The organism is Streptomyces sp. NPDC005374, assembly GCF_042872225.1.
GTDB lineage: Bacteria > Actinomycetota > Actinomycetes > Streptomycetales > Streptomycetaceae > Streptomyces.
In genome coordinates this window covers 82647-101853 of sequence record NZ_JBIAKA010000023.1, presented here as the reverse complement: position 1 = coordinate 101853, position 19207 = coordinate 82647, and the positions used below count along the sequence as shown (strand labels likewise).

At 69.5% G+C, this 19207-nt stretch carries 17 protein-coding genes; 5 read left to right on the top strand and 12 right to left on the bottom strand.

All coding sequences use genetic code 11. The annotated features are described in order from the left end of the window. Positions 1-159: 159 nt before the first annotated feature. The 6 genes from ACFYRX_RS41445 to ACFYRX_RS41420 all read right to left on the bottom strand — a co-directional run bounded on the left by ACFYRX_RS41445 (position 160) and on the right by ACFYRX_RS41420 (position 7937). Positions 160-1164: a LacI family DNA-binding transcriptional regulator gene (locus ACFYRX_RS41445; RefSeq protein ID WP_389111884.1), complete on the bottom strand. Its 1005-nt coding sequence runs from the start codon at positions 1162-1164 to the stop codon at positions 160-162. Beyond that, positions 1164-3413 (bottom strand): alpha-xylosidase, encoded by a 2250-nt coding sequence (yicI, locus tag ACFYRX_RS41440; protein WP_389111882.1) that lies wholly within the window; start codon positions 3411-3413, stop codon positions 1164-1166. Before yicI ends, ACFYRX_RS41445 begins: the two co-directional genes overlap by 1 nt. Positions 3414-3423: 10 nt before the next feature. Next, positions 3424-4248: a carbohydrate ABC transporter permease gene (locus tag ACFYRX_RS41435; protein WP_389111881.1), complete on the bottom strand. Its 825-nt coding sequence runs from the start codon at positions 4246-4248 to the stop codon at positions 3424-3426. After that, positions 4245-5189: a carbohydrate ABC transporter permease gene (locus ACFYRX_RS41430; protein ID WP_389111879.1), complete on the bottom strand. Its 945-nt coding sequence runs from the start codon at positions 5187-5189 to the stop codon at positions 4245-4247. The genes ACFYRX_RS41435 and ACFYRX_RS41430 overlap by 4 nt, the downstream gene beginning before the upstream one ends. After that, the gene (locus tag ACFYRX_RS41425; RefSeq protein ID WP_389111877.1) at positions 5186-6478 is read right to left on the bottom strand and encodes an ABC transporter substrate-binding protein; all 1293 of its coding nucleotides are present in this window, start codon (positions 6476-6478) and stop codon (positions 5186-5188) included. Before ACFYRX_RS41425 ends, ACFYRX_RS41430 begins: the two co-directional genes overlap by 4 nt. Positions 6479-6626: 148 nt before the next feature. Further along, on the bottom strand, positions 6627-7937 hold the full coding sequence (locus tag ACFYRX_RS41420; protein ID WP_389111876.1) for an MFS transporter: 1311 nt from the start codon (positions 7935-7937) through the stop codon (positions 6627-6629). Between the two features lie 83 nt (positions 7938-8020). Here ACFYRX_RS41420 and ACFYRX_RS41415 point away from each other — a divergent pair, with 83 nt between their 5' ends. From ACFYRX_RS41415 to ACFYRX_RS41400, 4 genes are all read left to right on the top strand, one after another. Further along, on the top strand, positions 8021-9013 hold the full coding sequence (locus ACFYRX_RS41415; protein WP_389111875.1) for a LysR family transcriptional regulator: 993 nt from the start codon (positions 8021-8023) through the stop codon (positions 9011-9013). A 162-nt stretch (positions 9014-9175) separates the two neighbouring features. Beyond that, a complete protein-coding gene (locus tag ACFYRX_RS41410; RefSeq protein WP_389111873.1) occupies positions 9176-10267 on the top strand; it encodes a hypothetical protein in 1092 nt (363 codons plus the stop codon). Then, positions 10267-12468 carry a glycosyltransferase gene (locus tag ACFYRX_RS41405; protein ID WP_389111871.1) on the top strand — a complete coding sequence of 734 codons (2202 nt, stop codon included), beginning with the start codon at positions 10267-10269 and terminating at the stop codon, positions 12466-12468. Before ACFYRX_RS41410 ends, ACFYRX_RS41405 begins: the two co-directional genes overlap by 1 nt. Continuing rightward, a complete protein-coding gene (locus tag ACFYRX_RS41400) occupies positions 12465-13715 on the top strand; it encodes an acyltransferase (RefSeq protein WP_389111870.1) in 1251 nt (416 codons plus the stop codon). The genes ACFYRX_RS41405 and ACFYRX_RS41400 overlap by 4 nt, the downstream gene beginning before the upstream one ends. A 131-nt stretch (positions 13716-13846) precedes the next feature. Here the strand turns inward: ACFYRX_RS41400 and ACFYRX_RS41395 are convergent, their stop codons facing one another. Further along, positions 13847-14704, bottom strand: a complete 858-nt coding sequence (locus ACFYRX_RS41395) for a helix-turn-helix transcriptional regulator (protein ID WP_389111868.1) — start codon at positions 14702-14704, stop codon at positions 13847-13849. Positions 14705-14886: 182 nt separating this feature from the next. Here ACFYRX_RS41395 and ACFYRX_RS41390 point away from each other — a divergent pair, with 182 nt between their 5' ends. Continuing rightward, positions 14887-15744, top strand: a complete 858-nt coding sequence (locus ACFYRX_RS41390; RefSeq protein ID WP_389111866.1) for an SDR family NAD(P)-dependent oxidoreductase — start codon at positions 14887-14889, stop codon at positions 15742-15744. A gap of 157 nt (positions 15745-15901) precedes the next feature. On the opposite strand, the gene ACFYRX_RS41385 is transcribed toward ACFYRX_RS41390, so the two are convergent. The 5 genes from ACFYRX_RS41385 to ACFYRX_RS41365 form a co-directional block, all read right to left on the bottom strand. Beyond that, a complete protein-coding gene (locus ACFYRX_RS41385; protein WP_389111864.1) occupies positions 15902-16303 on the bottom strand; it encodes a TIGR03618 family F420-dependent PPOX class oxidoreductase in 402 nt (133 codons plus the stop codon). A 60-nt stretch (positions 16304-16363) separates the two neighbouring features. After that, positions 16364-17521 (bottom strand): epoxide hydrolase family protein, encoded by a 1158-nt coding sequence (locus ACFYRX_RS41380; RefSeq protein ID WP_389111862.1) that lies wholly within the window; start codon positions 17519-17521, stop codon positions 16364-16366. Positions 17522-17603: 82 nt separating this feature from the next. Continuing rightward, positions 17604-18179 (bottom strand): PadR family transcriptional regulator, encoded by a 576-nt coding sequence (locus ACFYRX_RS41375; RefSeq protein WP_389111861.1) that lies wholly within the window; start codon positions 18177-18179, stop codon positions 17604-17606. A 63-nt stretch (positions 18180-18242) separates the two neighbouring features. After that, on the bottom strand, positions 18243-18437 hold the full coding sequence (locus ACFYRX_RS41370; RefSeq protein WP_389111860.1) for a DUF397 domain-containing protein: 195 nt from the start codon (positions 18435-18437) through the stop codon (positions 18243-18245). An 11-nt stretch (positions 18438-18448) separates the two neighbouring features. After that, positions 18449-19207, bottom strand: a complete 759-nt coding sequence (locus tag ACFYRX_RS41365) for a DUF5753 domain-containing protein (RefSeq protein ID WP_389111858.1) — start codon at positions 19205-19207, stop codon at positions 18449-18451.

The window sequence follows — 19207 nt, the reverse complement described above, 5'->3', positions numbered from 1 at the left end:
GCATGACGGATCCGAGTGCTTGCGCGTCGGCGGGTTCGGCGGTGGGTTCCGGTGGCATCGCGATCGACTCCCCACGGAGAGTGTGCCGTCAGACTCCCCACGATAGGCAGCGGACAGTTCGCTCGAAACCCCACCCGCCGGACATCCGCTGCTTCCGGTTCACGCCAGCGTCCGCGCCGCCGTGCTCGCCCGTTCCGTCATCCGCGGCGCCAGCAGGGTCGACTCCGGTACGGCCGTCCCGGCCAGCTTCTTCATGAGGAGCTCCACCGCCCGCGCGCCCACCTCCGCGGACGGCAGGGCGACCGAGGTGACCGGGACGCGGACCGAGGCGGCCAGTTCGTCGGGGCAGATCGCGGTGACGGACAGGTCGGCCGGGACGCGCAGGCCCAGTTGCCCGAAGGCGTCGACGAGCGGTTCCAGCAGGGCTTCGTTGTGGACGACCACACCCGTCAACGCCGGTTGCTCGCGCAGCAGTTGCTCGGCGAGTGCGCGGGCGCCGCCGGGCTCGCAGGGGTGGACGGCCGACGACATCCCGCTGCGGTCGGCGGCGGCCGTGAAGCCCTGGACCACGCGCTCGGCGAACGCGGTCCGGCGCACATACACCTCCGGCGGGGAGCCGATCAGGGCCACCGAGCGGTGGCCCAGGCGCGCCAGGTGCTCCACGCACGCCTCGCCCGCCGCCCTGAAGTCGAGGTCGACGCAGGTCAGGCCCTCCGGGGCGGCGGGGAAGCCGATCAGCACGGACGGCAGGTCCAGCGATCGCAGCAACGGCAGCCGGGGGTCGTCCAGTTGGACGTCCATCACGATCAGCGCGTCGACCAGTGCCGTGTCCGCGACCCGGCTCAGTCCGTCCTCGCCCTCCTCCTGGGTCAGCAGCAGCACGTCGTGGTCGTGGCGCCGGGCCGTCGTCACCACCGACACCGCGAACTGCATCACCGTCGGGACGTGGATCCCGGGCCGTAAGGGCACGACCAGCGCCAGGACGTTGGACCGTCGGCCGGCCAGGGCGCGGGCACCCGCGTGCGGGCGGTAGCCCAGCTCGCGGATGGCCGCCTCGACCCGCTGCCGGGTCTCCTCGGAGATCGGGCGCTTGCCGCTGAGGACGTAGGAGACGGTGCTGGGGGAGACCCCGGCCCGCCGCGCCACATCGGTGATCTTCGCCATCAGCCCAGCTCCAGGGAGAGGAACCCGGTCCCGGCCCGCGCCCGCGCCTCGCGCCCGCCCGCGGCGAGACCCCAGGGCGCCGACGGGTCGGTACAGGACGCCCGCAGGGTGTCCCCCTCGCGTACGACGGTGAAGGCGACCTCGCCGACCCGCACCGTGACCTGCTCGCCCCGCCCCAGGCCGTACGCCCGCAGGGTCACCCCGTCGGCGTGGTCGTAGTCGGGCCGGTCGTCCACCGCGCCGACCGGGACCACGGCACCCGGCCTGACCAGCAGCGGCACGCTGAGGAAGTCGTGCTTCTCGCGCACCCAGCGCGGCCCGGTCACCGTCTCGCCGGTCACGAAGTGGGTCCAGGTGCCCTCGGGGACGTAGTACGAGACCTCCCCGGAGTCGGTGAACACGGGCGCCACCAGGAGATCCGGTCCGAGCATGTACTGCCGCTCCAGGTGCGCGCACCCGGGGTCGTCCGGGAACTCCAGGACCATCGCGCGCATCACCGGCACGCCCTCGGTGTGGGCGGTGCGGGCGGCCTCGTAGAGGTAGGGCATGAGCTTCAGCTTGAGGTGGGTGAAGTGCCGCAGCACGTCGACGGATTCCTCGTCGAAGAGCCACGGCACCCGGTAGGAGGAGCTGCCGTGCAGGCGGCTGTGGGAGGACAGCATGCCGAAGGCCAGCCAGCGCTTGAACAGGGCGGGTGTCGGGGTGCCCTCGAAGCCGCCGATGTCGTGGCTCCAGAAGCCGAAGCCGGACAGGCCCAACGACAGTCCGCCGCGCAGGGACTCGGCCATCGACTCGTAGGTCGCCTCGCAGTCGCCGCCCCAGTGCACCGGGAACTTCTGGCTGCCCGCGGTCGCCGAGCGGGCGAACACCACCGCCTCCTCCTCGCCGCGGTGCTTGCGCAGCACGTCGAAGACGGTCTGGTTGTAGAGGTAGGTGTAGTAGTTGTGCATCCGCTCCGGGTCGGAGCCGTCGAACCACTCCACGTCCAGCGGCACCCGCTCGCCGAAGTCGGTCTTGAAGCAGTCGACGCCCTGCGCGAGGAGCGCCTCCAGCTTGGCCGCGTACCAGTCGCGCGCAGCCGGGCTGGTGAAGTCGACCAGTGCCATGCCCGGTTGCCACAGGTCCCACTGCCAGACGCTGCCGTCGGGGCGCTTGAGGAGGTGGCCGAGGGTCTTGCCCTCCGCGAACAGGGGCGATCTCTGGGCGATGTACGGGTTGATCCACGCGGAGACCCTGAGGCCCCGCGCGTGCAGCCGCGCGAGCATGCCCTCCGGGTCGGGGAAGACCCGCGGGTCCCACTGGAAGTCGCACCAGTTGAACTCGCGCATCCAGAAGCAGTCGAAGTGGAAGACGGAGAGCGGGAGTTCGCGCTCCCGCATGCCCTCGATGAAGGACGTCACCGTCTCCTCGTCGTACGACGTCGTGAAGGACGTCGACAGCCACAGCCCGAAGGACCAGGCGGGCGGGAGGGCCGGGCGGCCGGTGAGGGCCGTGTACTTGCGGATGATCTCCTTGGGGGAGGGGCCGTGGATGACGTAGTACGTCAACTCCTGGGTCTCCGCGCTGAACTGGACACGCGACACGGCCTCCGAGCCGACCTCGAAGGAGACCTTGCCCGGGTGGTCGACGAAGACGCCGTAGCCCGCGTCCGTCAGGTAGAACGGGACGTTCTTGTAGGCCTGTTCGGTGGCGGTGCCGCCGTCGGCGTTCCAGATGTCGACGACCTGGCCGTTCTTGACCAGCGGTCCGAAGCGTTCGCCCAGGCCGTACACGGAGGTGCCGACGGTGAGGCCGAGCTGCTCCCGCAGGTAGTGCGCCCCGGTCGCGTCCCGCATGATGCCCATGTTCTTGGTGCCGCTGCTGGTGAGGACCCGGCCGTCGGCGAGGAAGTCGACCTTCCAGGGGCCCGAGCGGGCGAACCGGACCGACAGGGAGCCGGACGTGAGCGTCGCGTACTCCTCGTCGGATCCGGCGTGGGGGGTGAACTCCTCTTTGGTGAGGTCGAATTCGGGGCTGTCCCGCTGATCGCCCTCGAAGTGGGTGAAGGTGATGCCGATGACGTCGGGCATCGGGGCGTGGGCGCTGATCGTCACGACCGGTCCCTTCAGCAGGTCGCCGCGGTGGCGGATGGGCTGGGACGGCGCGTGGATGTCGAGCCCGCCGTCCGACGCGACGACCTCGTGGACCACGGCCGGATGGTCCGCGGTGACGCCCTCCCGCAGCAGCCAGTAGCCGTCGGTGAATTTCATGTGGGGGTCCTTATTTGACGGCACCCACGGCGATGCCGCGGGTGAGGGTTCGCTGGAAGACGAGGAAGAACACGATCGCGGGGAGCACGCCGAGCAGGGCGGCGGCGTTGGTCATCGTGGCGTCCATCAGGCGCTGGCCCTGGAGGACGCCGAGGGCCACGGACACCGTCTGGTTGTCGTTGGAGATCAGCATGACCAGGGGGAGCAGGAACTCGTTCCAGGTCCAGATGAAGAAGAAGACCAGCAGTACGCCGAGAGTGGGGCGGCTGACCGGGACGACGATCCGCCACAGCACCTGCCACTTGTTCGCGCCGTCGATCCGGGCGGCCTCGAGGATCTCGCGGGGGAACTGGCCGAGCACCGCGGAGAGCAGATACGTGCCGAACGCCGCCTGGATCACCGTGAACACGATGATCACGCTCAGCCGGGTGTCGTACAGACCGACTTCCTTGCTCAGGTAGTAGACCGGGTAGACCAGCGCCTCCTGCGGCAGCATGTTCGCCAGGACGAAGAAGGCGAGCACCCAGGTGCGGCCCTTGATGCGGCCGATGCCGATCGCGTAGGCGTTGAGGACCGACAGGACGACGGCGAGTACCGCCACCGAACCGCTGATCAGCACCGAGTTGACGAGCTTCTGTCCGAAGTCGACGCGCTCCCAGAAGTCCTTGATGCCGTCCGTGTAGAGGCCGTCGGGGAGGCTGAGGGGGCCGTGCTGGGCGTACTCCGCGGGGGACTTGAAGGCGTTGACCGTGACGATCAGGAACGGCACGACCATGAACAGGGCCGCGAGGCACAGGGCGATCAGCACCGGGTAGCGGCGCAGGGCGGCGGTCATGACTCGGTCCTCTCCTGGAGCCGCAGACCGATCAGGGAGAGCGCGAGGATGATCACCGTCAGCACGGTGGAGATCGCGGCGCCGTAGCCGACCTGCGTCTTCTCGAAGAACGTGGCGAAGGAGAAGTAGGAGGGGACGTTCGTGGCGCCGCCAGGCCCGCCCTTGGTCAGGACGTACACCGCGCCGAACACCTTCAGTGCGGCGATCGAGCACCAGGTCAGGACGACGTAGATCTCCGGGCGGATCTGCGGCAGCGTGATGTGCCAGAAGCGGCGCCACCAGCCGGCGCCGTCCAGCTCGGCCGCCTCGGCCAGCTGGGGGTCGGCGCGTTGCAGGCCCGCCATGAAGACGACCAGCGGGAAGCCGAGTTGGACCCAGACCATGACGCCCATGACGCTGTACAGGGCGAGGTCGGGGTCGCCCAGCCAGTCCTGCTGCCAGGAGCCGAGGCCGATCGCTTTGAGCAGGGCGTTCAACGAGCCGTTGTCCGGGGCGAGTATCCAGCTCCAGACGATGCCGGCGACCGCGATCGGCAGGACCTGGGGGAGGTAGAAGCACGCGCGCAGGACGGCGGCGATCCGGGTGCCGAAGTGCTTGCCGACGAAGTCGAACAGGGCGGCGGCGAGGACGAGCCCGACGACGGTGGGGACCGCCGCCATCGCCACGACCATGAACAGGCTGTGCCGGAAGGACGCCCAGAACTCCGAATCGTCCATCAGCGCGCGGTAGTTGGCGAGCCCGGACCACGTCGGGGAGCCCACGCCCTGCCAGTCGGTGAAGCTCACGTACGTGTTCATCACGAACGGCAGGACGATGACCGCGAGGAAGGCGAGGGTGCCGGGGAGCAGGAAGAGGGCGTAGGAGTCACGGGGGCGGCGCGGGGGCCGGGCGGTGCCGCCCTTGCCGACCGCCCGCGCACCCCGTTCGACGGTCACCGTCATTGCTTCGGGGCGCCCTTGTCGTAGGCCTCCTGCAGATCGCTGAGGTATCCGTCCGGCTTGTCGCTGCCGGAGATCAGCTTCTGGGTTCCGGAGACGAGGACGTCGTAGAAGCCGGGGACCGGCCAGTCGGGGTAGAAGGCCAGACCGTCGTTCTTGGAGAGGGTGTTGAAGTCGTCGATCAGGGTCTTCGACCGGGGGTCGGTGATGGCGGCGGCGTCGGCCGCGACCGGCACACCGCCGGAGTTGCCCAACAGGTTCTGGATCTTCTCCGACATGGTGATGTCGATGAAGTCGTAGGCGAGTTCCTTGTTCTTCGAACTCTGCGGTACGACCCAGAGGTTGCCGCCCGAGCCGAGGGTCAGCTTCGAGCCGGGCCAGCGGAAGGTGCCCCAGTCGAACTTGTTGTCCGTCGTGAAGCGGCCGTACCACCAGCTGCCGGAGAACAGGATCGGTGTCTTGCCCGAGGTGAAGGAGACGCCGGCGGCCTCCTCGTTCTGGCCGCTGGAGGACTTGCTGAAGTAGCCCTTCTTCACCCAGTCGGCGAAGGTCTCGGCGCCGTAGGTCCAGGCCGCGTCATGGAAGTCCGTCTTGCCCTTGTACAGCTGGTAGGCGTTGACCCAGGAGCGGTCGGCCTTCGACAGCGCCAGCTGGTACAGGTACTGCTGGGCGGGGTAGGCGGCGCCGCCGTTGGCGAGCGGGGTGATGCCCTCGGAGACGAACTTGTCCATGGCGGCGGTGAGTTCGCCGAGCGTCTTCGGTTCGGCGATGCCGTACTTCTTGAAGAGGTCCTTGTTGTAGTAGACCATCGTGTACTCGGCGTAGTTGGGGACGCCGTACCACTTGCCGGAGCCCATCACGCCGTTGGTGTCGTACAGGCTGGTGGTGCGGACGCTCGGGCTGAGCTTCTTGTCCCAGCCGTGCTTGGCCGCCTCCGTCGTGAGGTCGGTGAGCAGGCCCTGCTTGGAGAGCAGGCCCGCGGTCGCGTTGCCCTTGTTGTACTCCATGATGTCGGGCGCGTCCGAGGAGTTGAGGACCATCGGGGCGGTCTTCTGCATCTGGTCGAAGCTCTTCTCCTCGACCTTCACCTTCACGCCCGGGTGCCGGGCCTCGAACTCCTTGATCGCCGCGTTCCAGGCGACTCCCATCGCGCTGGTCGGGCTCTCGTAGTGCCACAACCTGAGCGTCTTTGCGTCGGAGGACCCGCTGTCCGAGCCTCCGCAGGCGGTCATCAGCAACGATCCGGTCAGGATCACCGCCGTCGCCACCACACGCCGTCGTGCCGTCAACATCCCGTACCTCCGGGGAGTCGGATGGTGCTTCGGGCCGTACCGCCACGCAGGGGTCGTCGATTCGAATCGATTCGACGGCCCCTGTCGAAGCGCTTCGACACAGGAACGTATGTGGCGCCTTTGAAAGCCGTCAATGGGTTATGCAGGATCAGGCGAAGCGATTCGACGATCCGGCCGAAACGAGCGCGATCATCAGGGCCGCCGCGGCCGCCGTGACCGGAACGCCGTAGCCCGCCACCGCCGACACGTGCTCCACCGTCCAGCCGCCGGCCGCGCTCCCGCAGGCGATCCCGCCGAGCAGGCCGGTCACCGCGAGGGTCAGGCCCTCGTTCAGTCGGCCGGGCGGGGTGCGCCGCTGGACCAGGGTCATTCCGGTGACCATCGTCGGGGCGGTCGCCATCCCGGCGACCAGCAGCGCGGCCGCCAGGACGAGCAGGGAGCCGGTGAGGGCGGCGGCCAGCAGGGGCAGCGTCAGCAGGGCGGTCATGGCGGCGACGCACCACACGTACCGGTCCTCGGTGGAACCGGTCCGCCGTGTCGCCCCGTACACCAGCCCCGCCGCGCACGAACCGGCCGCCTGGAGCGCGAGCACCAGCCCGGCCGCCGAGCGATGTCCCTGGGCGTCGGCGAACGCGATCGTCACGACCTCCATGGAGCCGAAGACGGCACCCATGGCGAGGCAGACGGCGAAAAGGGGCGGGAAACCGGGGGCGCGGAAGGGGGCGGGTGAGGTGGCCCGCCCGCGCACCGGTGGCTCCGTCGAACGCTGCGCGGCGAACACCAGCACGCCCGTCACCAGCAGCACCACCCCGGCCAGCGTGCCCGCCTCCGGGAACAGCGCCCCGCACAACAGGGCCGCGAGCACCGGACCCGTCATGAAGCACGCCTCGTCCACGGCCTGCTCGAAGGAGTTCGCGACATGCAGCAACTGCTCGTCGCCGTCGAGGAGATGGGCCCAGCGTGCCCGGGACATACCGCCGAGGTTGGGGGTCGTGGCGGTGGCGGCGTACGACACGAAGAGCGTCCAGGCCGGTGCCCCGAAGCGCACGCACAGCAGCAGCGCGAGCGAGCCGAGTGCGGCGAACACCGTGGCCGGTACGGCGATCCTGGCCTGACCGTGCCGGTCGACGAGCCGCGCGGTCCACGGGGCGAGGACCGCGGTCGCCGCCAGACCGGTCGCGGTGACGGCGCCGGCGAGGGCGTACGACCCCCGCGCCCCGGCGATCATGAGGATCGCGCTGACGCTGAACATGCCCATGGGGAGGCGGGCCAGGAGGTTCCCGACGGTGAAGGCGCGGGCGCCGGGGGTGGTCAGGAGGCGGCGGTAGGGGCCGGGGGTGCGTGCGTTTTTCCGGCCCCGCGGGTTCGTGCGGCCTCGTGGGCTGAAGTCGACGATGACGAGGGCGTCGGCGGTCGTCGTGAACATCGGTCGGGGCGGTTGACGGGGCGGTTGCGGCATGGATCCACCGTCGCGTGGAGCCGATCAAGGGGTCCAACACCTTCTCCGCACCGATTCACGCACCTGTGTTGTAAGTTCGCCCGATGTCCGCGCCCCCTCCGGTCTCCGGCCCCGCTCCCCACCACGTCGACCCCCGCCTCCTGCGCGCCTTCCTCACCGTCGCCGAAGAGCTCCACTTCACGCGCGCCGCGGCCCGTCTCTACGTCGCCCAGCAGGCGCTCAGCCGGGATGTGCGGCGGCTGGAGCGGGAGTTGGGCGCCGAACTGTTCGTGCGCACGACCCGGCAGGTCACGCTGACCGCCGACGGCGAGCGGCTGGTGCCGTACGCCCGACGGGCCCTGGACGCCCAGGACGAGCTGCTCGCAGCCTTCGGCCAGGCCCGGCCGCTGCTGGTGGACCTGAACTCCCCGGGCCTGGTCACCGGCCGCAGTGTGCTGTACCGGGCCCGCGAACTCGCCCCCGACCAGGAGCTGATGGCCCGCTACGAGAGCGGCCTGACCGGTGCGGCGGGGGAGTTGCTGGCCGGCCGCCTCGACGCGTCCTTCGGCCGGTTCGCCGGTCTGGACCCGGCGCTGCGGGCGGGCCTCGACCACCAGCCCGTGCGCTACGAGCCCATGGCGATCCTCCTCCCCGAGGGACACCGGCTGGCGTCCCTCGAGCGGGTGCCCCTCGCTGCCCTGGCGGGCGAGACCGTGTACGCGGGGGCCGGAAATCCGCGGACTCCGGAATGGACCGATCTCGCTCGTCGGCTGTTCGAAGGCCGGGGCATCGAGATCGCCCCGCCGATGCCGCTCGCGGTCGGCGACGAGGAGTTCCGGCGGATCATGGCCAAGACCCGGAATCCGATTCTCGCTGTGGTGGATTTTCCGGCCATGCCTGACGGCGTGCTGCGTCCGCTGGCCGACCCGGTACCCCTGTCGCCCGTGTCGCTGGTGTGGCGCAGGGGTCTGACGCATCCCGCTCTCGACGCCCTGCGGCGGGCCGCAATCGAACTCGGCGTCGAACATGACTGGCTCCGCCGGCCCGTTGATGGATGGATTCCGGCCATCGATGAGCACCTCATGAGCGCCACATGACCGTCCTCCATTGACAAGCGGCAAACACACAACCTTCGCGTGCGATACATTCGTGACTTGAGCAAGATGTGATAAAAGGGGCGCTTCGACTGGGCGGGGGCCCGGTTCGACCGTTGTACTGAGGGTCGTACGCGCACCCGGAACGGTCCTGTGGGGGGATGTATGCGCGTGAAGAAGTGGCGGGAAGACGCCCAACCGGAATGGCCCGAGGCCGCATCAGGCACCCAGGCCGTATCGGCGATCGGGGCCGGCACCCAGACGTTCCCGGAAACCGGAGTGACTCGGGTCCCGGAGACTCGCGCTCCGAGCGAGGGGCTTTTGGACGCGGGCGGCGCGGACGGCGCACCGGACTTCCCCGGGGCCCCGAGAGCGGACCGCGCGAGCGGCTTCCCGGAGCCGCCCGGCCGTAGGTCCGTCGTGCGCGACCCGTGGGACGAGTCCGACAGCGCCGGGGAGTCCGGCAGCACCGGGGAATCCGGCGGCGCCGCCGGGCAGACCCACGACCCGGACGAGGTGACCGTCCAGCTCGACGGGGGAAGCGCCGACAACCGGAGCGAGGGCAAGCCGGCCGGCGACAGCGGGTCCGAGGGCTCCGACGGCCCGGTCTTCGTCGACGAGTCGGGGCGCCGCAGCCGCCGGTTCCGCCGTATCGGCTTCGCCGTGGGCATCGCCTGCGCGGTCTACGCCCTCGTCATCGTCGTCACCCTGCTGTCCGGCAACTCCAACGCGCCCTGGGTACCGATGACCGGCCCGAAGGACGACGCCCCGGCCGGCAAGGTCGACACCAGTCCGGCGCCCGCGGAGTCGGCGAAGCCCTCCGTCCCCGTTGGTGTGCTGCTGCCGGGAGTCACCCCGAGCGTGGGCGCCGGAGTGACTCCGGCGCCCGGGGTGAGCGGGACCGCACCCGGGGCCACCGTCAGCCCGGGCAGGCCGGGGGCGTCCACCGCCCCGTCGGCGACCGCGACCCAGCCGGGCGGCAACCCGTCGGCGAGCACGCTCCCGTCGGCGACACCGACGCAGTCGGTCAACCCGCCGGCCGGCAGCCCCTCCCCGACGCCGCCCGTCACCACCAGTCCCGAGCCGTCGGTCGCCCCGAGCGAGAGCGCGGGCGGCGGCAGCACCGGGCCCGGGACGGTCGCCGACGGCCCGGCCGAACCCTCACCGCTCGCGTCGGAGACCTCGGGCACCGGCACCACGGCTCCCGCCGCGCCGCCCGACGCCCCGCTCGCCCCGTCCTCGGAGCACATCGTCTGATGGCATCACGCACCCGCCGTCCGGAGGCCGCGGCCAAAGCCCCCGACGGCTCCAGGCGCCGCCGCCTGCCCATGCGCCTCCTGCTGCCGCTGCTCGTCCTCGTCGCCCTGATGGCGATGCTGATGCTGCGCGGCTACGTCCACAGCGAGATCCTCGCCGACCACCGCATCCAGGCCGAGGCCGCCACCGACAAGGTGCCCGAGAAGATCCTCGACGGCGGCCCGGTGATCGACACCCGCAGCGGCCGCGCCACCAGCCTGAGGATGCCCGACCGCCGTATCGTCCTCACCTTCGACGACGGTCCCGACCCGACCTGGACCCCCAAGGTCCTGGACGTCCTGAAGAAGCATCACGCGCACGCCGTCTTCTTCGTCACCGGCACCATGACCTCCCGCTACCCGGACCTGGTCCAGCGCATGGTCGACGAGGGCCACGAGGTCGGGCTGCACACCTTCAACCACCCCGACCTGTCCTTCCAGTCGAAGAAGCGCATCGACTGGGAGCTCTCCCAGAACCAGCTCGCGCTCGCCGGCGCGGCAGGCATCCGCACCTCGCTGTTCCGCCCGCCGTACTCCTCCTTCGCCGACGCCATGGACGACAGGTCCTGGCCGGTCACCGAGTACATCGGCTCCCGCGGCTACGTCACCGTCGTCAACAACACCGACAGCGAGGACTGGCAGAAGCCAGGCGTCCGGCAGATCCTGCGCAACGCCACCCCGAAGAGCGGCAAGGGCGCGATCGTGCTGATGCACGACTCCGGCGGTGACCGCCACCAGACAGTCCAGGCGCTCGACCGCTTCCTGCCCGACATGCAGCACAAGGGCTACGAGTTCGACAACCTCACCGAGGCCCTCGACGCGCCCAGCGCGCTCACCCCGGTCGCCGGACCCGAGCTGTGGAAGGGCAGGGCGTGGGTCTTCCTCGTCCAGGCCTCCGAGCACATCACCGACGTCCTCGTCGCCGGTCTCGCCGTCATCGGCTCCCTGGTCATCGGCCGTTTCCTGCTGATGCTGCTGCTGTCGGGCGTTCACGCCCGCCGGGTGCGCCGCAAGGACTTCCGCTGGGGGGAGCCGGTCACCGAGCCGGTGTCGGTGCTGGTCCCGGCGTACAACGAGGCCAAGTGCATCGAGAACACCGTGCGTTCACTGATGGCGAGCGAGCAGCCGATCGAGATCATCGTCATCGACGACGGTTCCAGCGACGGCACCGCCCGGCTCGTCGAGGCCATGGGCCTGCCGAACGTCCGGGTCGTCCGCCAGCTCAACGCGGGCAAGCCCGCCGCCCTCAACCGCGGTCTGGCGAACGCCCGTCACGACATCATCGTGATGATGGACGGCGACACGGTCTTCGAACCGTCCACGGTCCGTGAGCTGGTGCAGCCCTTCGGCGACCCGCGCGTCGGCGCCGTTGCGGGCAACGCGAAGGTCGGCAACCGGGACTCGCTGATCGGCGCCTGGCAGCACATCGAGTACGTGATGGGCTTCAACCTCGACCGCCGGATGTACGACATCATGCGCTGCATGCCGACGATTCCCGGCGCGGTGGGGGCGTTCCGGCGCTCGGCCCTGGAACGCGTCGGCGGCATGAGCGACGACACGCTCGCCGAGGACACCGACATCACCATGGCCATGCACCGCGACGGCTGGCGCGTGGTCTACGCCGAGAAGGCGCGCGCCTGGACCGAAGCCCCGGAATCCGTCCAGCAGTTGTGGTCCCAGCGCTACCGCTGGTCCTACGGCACCATGCAGGCGATCTGGAAGCACCGGCGCGCGCTGGTGGAACGCGGACCGTCGGGCCGCTTCGGCCGCGTGGGCCTGCCGCTGGTCTCGCTGTTCATGGTCGTGGCACCCCTGCTGGCCCCCCTGATCGACGTGTTCCTCCTCTACGGCGTCGTGTTCGGCCCGACCGAGAAGACGATCGTGGCCTGGCTGGGCGTCCTCGCGATCCAAGTGGTCTGCGCCGCCTACGCGTTCCGGCTGGACCGCGAACGCATGACCCACCTGATCTCGCTGCCGTTGCAGCAGATCCTCTACCGCCAGCTCATGTACGTCGTGCTGCTCCAGTCCTGGATCACCGCCCTTACCGGAGGCCGTCTGCGCTGGCAGAAGCTGCGCCGCACGGGAGTCGTCGAGGCGCCGGGCGGACCGGTGCCGCGGCCGCGGGCGGGCAGTGAGAGCGACGAACGGAGGCCGGTCGGATGACCCAGGACTACGCGGCGGGACGGCAGAACGCCTCGGTGCCGGAACAGCGTGCGGCTGAGCCAGTTGTGCCCGCTGGGCCCAAGGCGCCCGGCCGGGACCGCTACCTGGACCTTCTCCGCTCCCTCGCCCTGGTCCGGGTGGTCCTCTACCACCTGTTCGGCTGGGCGTGGCTGACCGTGCTGTTCCCGTCGATGGGCGTGATGTTCGCGCTGGCGGGCTCGCTGATGGCCCGCTCACTAAACAGGCCCACGCTGAGCGTGATCAGGGGCCGGATCCGCCGACTCCTGCCGCCGCTATGGGCGTTCAGCGCGGTGGTGCTGCCACTGATGTTCCTGGGCGGCTGGAATCTCTCCAAGGACCCCGACCACAGCGGGACTTGGGGCCTGCTGGAGATGGTGAACTACGTCATCCCGATCGGCGCGCCGCCGTACCCCTGGGAGGTCGGCTTCCCGTCGAACCTGCTGGAGAGCACATGGGCCGACCAGGCGGTGGGCCCGCTGTGGTACCTCCGCGCGTACCTCTGGTTCGTGCTGGCGTCCCCGCTGCTGCTGTGGGCGTTCCGCAAGGTCCCGTGGGCGACCCTGCTCGCCCCGCTGGCCCTGACGGCCGTGGTGGGCACGGGACTTGTGACCATCCCCGGCGAACTGGGCAACGCGGTCACCGACTTCGCGGTCTACGGCAGCTGCTGGGTCCTCGGCATCGCACACCACGAGGGTGTCCTGGCGAAGGTCCCGCGCTACCTCGCCGTCTCCGGCTCGGTCATGGTGATGGCCTTCGCCCTGTGGTGGGCCTCCGGCCATCTCGGCCCCGAGGGCTGGGACCTGAACGACATCCCGCTGGCCCAGGCGGCCTGGTCGTTCGGTTTCGTGGTCATCCTGCTCCAGTACTCCCCGTCATGGCAGGAACTCCCGGGCCGCCTCGCGCGCTGGGACAAGCTGGTGACCCTCTCCAACAACAGGGCCGTCACCATCTACCTCTGGCACAACATGCTCATCATGGCCACGGTCCCGATCATCGACCTCGCCTACCGCCTCCCCTTCATGCAGAGCGACCGCGCGGTCGCCGCGCTGGACGCGACCGACACGCTGTGGATGTTCGTCCTGGTCTGGCCCCTGATCGGCCTCGCGATCCTGACGTTCGGCTGGATCGAGGACCTGGCGGCGAAGAGGCGGCCGCGGCTGTGGCCGAACGGTTCACGGAGGGTTCGCGTCGGCCCCGCGGCGCCGACCACGCAACGCCGGCCCTGACACACGGCTCCGGGCTCCGCCCCCGCGTGAGCCTTTTCCAACCTCACGCTGATGCGTGGTGAAGGACGAGAACGGCCTTCACGCGACGGCCGCGTCGAAAGGCGCTCGGCTCCGCAAAGACCTCGTGTGCGTCAGGAACCTGTGAACGTCTCGGCGCCGAGCACGGTCAGCAGGGCGAGTCTGTCGTGGCTCTCGGTGCCGGGCGTGGCGGTGAAGATGAGCAGGGACTGCCCCTGGTCGGGGTCGAGCAGTGTCTGGCAGTACAGGTCGATGCGTCCGACCTCGGGGTGGACGAAGCGTTTGGCGTTGCTCCACCGCAGTCCCACTTCCTGGCGGTTCCACAGCTCGGCGAATTCCTTGTTGTGCTGCAGATCGGCCACCAGCGAGGCGGCCGGCGACCCCGGCCCCTGCGCGGTGGCACTGGCGCGCAGGACGGCGACGTAGACGCGACTGTGCAGGTCGTGGTCGTCCGGCAGGTACCGACGGCGGGCGGCGGCGGGGTCGGTGAACCACCGGTAGAGGGCGCTGCGCGCCGGGCCGGTGTGACGCGTCTCGTCGCCGAGCAGCGCCACGGCCGGCGGCGTCTGCTGCAGTGTCTCGCCGACCGGGCCCACGATCTGCGCCGGGGTGTCCTGCAGCCGGTCCATGACGCGCAGCAGCCCGGGACTGATGTGTGCTTCGCGCAGTTGCCGTGTCTGAAGGCGGTGCCCGCACAGCAGGAACAAGTGGTCGCGCTCGTCCGGGGTCAGGCGCAGGCCCCGGGCGATGGCTGCCGCCATTTGCTGCGACGGCCGGGAACCACCACCGCGTTCGAGCCGGGCCAGGTAGTCGGCCGACATGTCGCACAGCTCGGCGACCTCCTCGCGGCGCAGCCCTGCCGTGCGCCGTCGTGCGCCGCGGCGCAACCCGACGTCCTCGGGTTGCAGGGACTCCCGGCGTCCGCGCAGGAAGCCGGCCAGGCCGTCGCGATCCAGTGTCGTGTCCACCATCGGCTTCCCACCTCGAATGCCTCGTGCCGTATGCCGTATGCCGCCACCTCATGGTCCGGCACGTGCGCACGGTTAGCCACGCCCTGCCGTTCAGTGGTTGGGCATGTCCTTCATCCGTCGGCACGGTCCCTTTCTACTGGGCGATGTCAGGAATCGGGCAAGTGCCTCTGGAGGAGTTTCGTATGGCCAGATGGACCGCGGACCAGCTGCCGAACATGGCCGGCGCGACGGTGGTGATCACCGGTGGGGGTGGGGGGATCGGGCTGGTGACCGCCCGTGAACTCGCCCGGGCCGGCGCCCATGTGGTGCTGGCCGTGCGCGACGTCGACAAGACGCGCCGGGCAGTGGACGGGATGCGTGGAGAGTTCGATGTCCGGCGACTGGATGTCGCCGACCTGGACTCGGTGCACGCGTTCGCAGGGTCGTACACCGGGGACATCGATGTGCTGATCAACAATGCCGGGGTGATGGACATCCCGGCGGCACAGACCGCGCAGGGTCTCGACGTGCAGACCGCGACGAACTACTTCGGGCCGTTCGTGCTCACCAACCTGCTGCTGCCGCGGCTGACCGACCGCGTGGTGACGGTCTCCAGTCAGCTGCACCGCTTCGCCAAGCTGGATCTCGACGACCTCGATTGGCGCTCCCGCAAGTACAACGGGCTGGCCGTGTACGAGTCGTCCAAGCTCGCCGTCGTGCTGTTCTCGCTGGAACTGCAGCGCCGCCTGACCGACTCGGGCAGCCATGTCCGCTCGGTCGTCGCTCACCCCGGCATCGCGCGCACCGGACTGGTCACGCACTCGCCGCTGGGATTCGTCAACCGGCTCCCGTTCCTGGTGCAGGACGCCGAGCGCGGAGCGCTGCCGCTCATGTACGCGGCCACGCAGGACGTCCCCGGCAACGCCTACGTCGGACCGGACGGGCTGTTCAGCTTCACGGGCCACCCGCTGATCCGCAAGCCCGGCCGGGCGGGCCTGGACCTGGCGGTCGCCGGGAAACTCTGGCAGGCGACCGCCGCTCTCACCGGAACCGACGTCTGAGCGATCCGCGCGGGCAAAGGGCGCGAACAGCGCACCGTCCCGCTCGATCGACCCATCCAGAAACTGCTGGGTGCTTGGCTGAATGAGCGCGCCGGACGCAGCGGTGAACCCCTGTTCTGCATCCGCACCGGACGGCGCCTCAGCCGCGACGCGGCCTTTAGTGCGCGGGGGCGTGAATGATGGTGTCGACGACGATGGTCAGCAGGATCCGAGTCTGTCCCGGGCCGCCGTAGGAGGTGTAGGGCCGACCGGTGTACTTCTGGGAGAGGCGTTCGACGTTCTCGGCGGCACCGTTGGTGGTGACGGCGGTCACGTGCCCCTTTACCCCGAAGTAGCGGGTGGTGTCGTCGGGGTCGGCGATGGTCAGAGCGACGCGCGGGTCACGTTGTACGTTCTTCGCCTTGCGGTAGCCCTCGACGGTGTTGATGAGGATGTGTTCGCTGTCGGTGTCCACCCAGGTCTGCGTGAGCTGGGGCGAGCCGTCGGGCATCGTCGTGGCGATGAAGCAGGGACTCGGCCGCCGCAGCAGTTCGAGGAGTTCGGTCGGCAGAGCCGCCATGAGATCGTGCCCTTCTGCAAGGAGGTCGGTCGAGGGAGGTCGCGGCGCGGGCATCCGCGCTCAGCGCACGGAGCGGAAAGTGGCCCGGACGTCCTCGGTGAAGCGTTTCGGCTGCTCCAGGGCCGCGAAGTGGCCTCCTGCGGCGGGCTCGCTGAAGTGGATCACGTTGCTGTAGCGGCGTTCGATCCAGCGCCTGGACTTTCGCACGTGTTCCTCGGGGAACATGCTGAATCCGGTGGGCACGGTGATGGGTCCGGCGGGGGTCGGCGCGGAGGGGCGGGGTGCCCGGGCCATTTCCCAGTACGTTCGGGCGGAGGATGCTCCGGTGTTGGGAAGCCAGTACAGCATGATGGTGTCGAGTAGTTCGTCCAGGGTGAATGACGCTTCCGCGTCTCCTGGTGTGCCGCAGGTGTCCTGGTACATGGCGTAGATCCAGGCGGCCAGGCCGATGGGGGACTCCGCGAGGGAGTAGCCGAGGGTCTGCGGACGGGTTGCCTGTTGTTTGGCGTAGCCCGAAAGGTTTTCCCAGAACCAGCCGGCGCTGTCGAGCATGGCCTGTTCCTGCGCGGTGGCGTCCTTGATCTCCTCGGGTGTGGGCGGGAACATCGCGAAGTTGAGGTGCAGTCCGATGCAGCCGTCCGGGGCCGCGCGACCGATCTCGTCGGTGACCGCGCAGCCGAGATCGCCGCCCTGTGCACCCCACCGCTGGTACCCGAGTCGGTCCATCAGGGTGATCCAGGCGTCGGCGATCCGGGGAAATCCCCAGCCGGGTGCGGTCGGCCGGTCGGAGAAGCCGAATCCCGGCAGCGATGGCACCACGAGGTGGAAAGCGTCGCGCGGATCGCCGCCGTGGGCCGCGGGGTCGGTCAGCGGGCCGATGACCTTGTGGAAGTCGAGGACCGAGCTGGGCCATCCGTGGGTCATGATCAAGGGGAGGGCGTCCGGTTCCGGCGAGCGCACGTGGAGGAAGTGGATTCCCAGGCCGTCGATGGTGGTGCGGGACTGGCCGAAGCCGTTGAGGGTTTTCTCGCAACGCCGCCAGTCGTAGGTGTGGAGCCAGTAGTCGTGCAGGGCGCGAATCTTGGCCAGTTGGGGGCCCTGGCTCGTGTCGGGCACGGTTTCGGCGTCGGGCCACCGTGTGCGGGAGAGGCGTTCGCCCAGGTCGGTCAGCTGTTCGTCGGGTATGGACAGCGTTAAGGGTTCGATCAGTAACGACATGGTGCATGCTCCATTTGGTCCGCACATCGGTCGTGCAGGTTGCAGGTCGCAGGCTGGTACGTGCTGGCGTGGTGCCCGGCGATCAGGGGGTGCCGGGCCGGCGGGTCCGCTCGTCGGCGACGATCTCGGGCACCGCGTTCAGGACTTCTTGGAGCCAGGCGACTTCGGCGCGCAGCCGGTGCGCGCCGTGGCTGACCGCGAGGGCCTCGCTCACCGTCAGGTAGCCGCCGTCGATGGCCTGCGCGTTCAGCGCCTCGGTGGTGGACAGCATGGAGGAGAGCTCGTCCAGCCGGGAGGTGATGACGGCGTGGAGATCATCCAGTTTCTCGGGGTCCAGACGGGTCAGGGCCAGGTCGAAGGGGTCCGGCTTCATCCAGATGTGGGTCAGCGCCTGCGACTGCAGTTCCCGGAGCCGCCGCCGCCCTTCGTCGGTGATGCCGTAGACCTGACGCTCGGGCAGATTGCCTTCTCGCTCGACCCGTACCTCGGCGAGCAGCCCTTCGGACAGCAGCCGCTTGATCGCCTGGTACAGGCTGCCCACCGACACGTCCGTCCACAGGTGCAGATGTTCCTGCTCTGCCTGGAGACGGACCTTGTGCCCGTGCATCTCGCCGTTCCTCGCGAACGTGTCGAGGATGAACAACCTGATGGATGACATACGAGTACTCTTGCATGAGTACTCGCTCGTGGCAAACGTGGACAGAGACGTAAGACGCTTCGGTCAATCCCGCGTCGGTGACGTGGGGGAGGCGGTGTGGGAAATGAACTGAGTCCAAGCGGCGGTCGGGAAGGCAAGGTGGGGGCCTTCCGCGTTCTTCGAGTCGCGGACGTGGATGGCGGCGGGGGCCGCGGCTATCTCGACGCAGTTCGAGCCGTCGCCGCTGTAGGTGGACTTCTGCCAGTGGATGGGCTGCATGGTTCGGTTCCTCACAGGTCCTGGGTGAGACGGTGGATGAAGTCGCGTGATTCGGCGGGCGCGAGTGCACAGGATTCTGTGCTGTTCAGTACGGCCCGGTACTTGCTCAACTGCGCTTCCGCGTCGAGGAACTCGCATGCTCCGTGGTGCGAGTCCAGCTGGACGGTGTCGAGTTGGGGGACGGGGCCCTCGACATAGTCGAAGGACTGGCCGGTGGTGGGGAAGTGGTCCGCTCCGAACGGGATCACGCGAAGGGTGACGTGCGGCAGTTCGCTCATGTCGGTCAGGTGCTTGAGCTGGCCCCGGGCGACGACTGGGCCGCCGAAGCCCATACGGAGTGCCGCCTCGTGAATGATCGCCGTGTACGGCGGCGGGTCCGGCCTGTGCAGTAGGCCTTGCCGCTTGAGGCGATGGGTGAGGCGGTGCTCGATCTCGTACTGCCGCATGGGCGGGACCACTGCCTGGAAGAGGGCCCGGGCATGGTCCGTCGTCTGGAGCAGCGCCGGGATGTGGAGCATGAGGGCCACGCGCAACGCGGCGGCGTGGTGCTCCAGTTCGGCCAGGTCGACAAGGGCCACCGGGACGTGATCGCGGTACTCCTCCCACCAGCCACGTGTGCGGCGGCCCGTCATCGCCGCGAGAGCCTCGATGAGACGTTCGTCGAAACAGTCGTAGGTGTGGGCCACGGAGCGCACTCGCTCGGCGCTGAGCTCCGTGATCGAGCCGGAGCAGCCGCGGCAGCTGGGCGCGCGGAACGAGGGGAATCCCAC

Excerpts from the sequence above, each read along its gene's own strand:
- ACFYRX_RS41445 (WP_389111884.1), bottom strand. The coding sequence starts at position 1,164 with ATGGCGAAGATCACCGATGTGGCGCGGCGGGCCGGGGTCTCCCCCAGC.
- yicI (WP_389111882.1), bottom strand. The coding sequence starts at position 3,413 with ATGAAATTCACCGACGGCTACTGGCTGCTGCGGGAGGGCGTCACCGCG.
- ACFYRX_RS41435 (WP_389111881.1), bottom strand. The coding sequence starts at position 4,248 with ATGACCGCCGCCCTGCGCCGCTACCCGGTGCTGATCGCCCTGTGCCTC.
- ACFYRX_RS41430 (WP_389111879.1), bottom strand. The coding sequence starts at position 5,189 with ATGACGGTGACCGTCGAACGGGGTGCGCGGGCGGTCGGCAAGGGCGGC.
- ACFYRX_RS41425 (WP_389111877.1), bottom strand. The coding sequence starts at position 6,478 with ATGTTGACGGCACGACGGCGTGTGGTGGCGACGGCGGTGATCCTGACC.
- ACFYRX_RS41420 (WP_389111876.1), bottom strand. The coding sequence starts at position 7,937 with ATGCCGCAACCGCCCCGTCAACCGCCCCGACCGATGTTCACGACGACC.
- ACFYRX_RS41415 (WP_389111875.1), top strand. The coding sequence starts at position 8,021 with ATGTCCGCGCCCCCTCCGGTCTCCGGCCCCGCTCCCCACCACGTCGAC.
- ACFYRX_RS41410 (WP_389111873.1), top strand. The coding sequence starts at position 9,176 with ATGCGCGTGAAGAAGTGGCGGGAAGACGCCCAACCGGAATGGCCCGAG.
- ACFYRX_RS41405 (WP_389111871.1), top strand. The coding sequence starts at position 10,267 with ATGGCATCACGCACCCGCCGTCCGGAGGCCGCGGCCAAAGCCCCCGAC.
- ACFYRX_RS41400 (WP_389111870.1), top strand. The coding sequence starts at position 12,465 with ATGACCCAGGACTACGCGGCGGGACGGCAGAACGCCTCGGTGCCGGAA.
- ACFYRX_RS41395 (WP_389111868.1), bottom strand. The coding sequence starts at position 14,704 with ATGGTGGACACGACACTGGATCGCGACGGCCTGGCCGGCTTCCTGCGC.
- ACFYRX_RS41390 (WP_389111866.1), top strand. The coding sequence starts at position 14,887 with ATGGCCAGATGGACCGCGGACCAGCTGCCGAACATGGCCGGCGCGACG.
- ACFYRX_RS41385 (WP_389111864.1), bottom strand. The coding sequence starts at position 16,303 with ATGGCGGCTCTGCCGACCGAACTCCTCGAACTGCTGCGGCGGCCGAGT.
- ACFYRX_RS41380 (WP_389111862.1), bottom strand. The coding sequence starts at position 17,521 with ATGTCGTTACTGATCGAACCCTTAACGCTGTCCATACCCGACGAACAG.
- ACFYRX_RS41375 (WP_389111861.1), bottom strand. The coding sequence starts at position 18,179 with ATGTCATCCATCAGGTTGTTCATCCTCGACACGTTCGCGAGGAACGGC.
- ACFYRX_RS41370 (WP_389111860.1), bottom strand. The coding sequence starts at position 18,437 with ATGCAGCCCATCCACTGGCAGAAGTCCACCTACAGCGGCGACGGCTCG.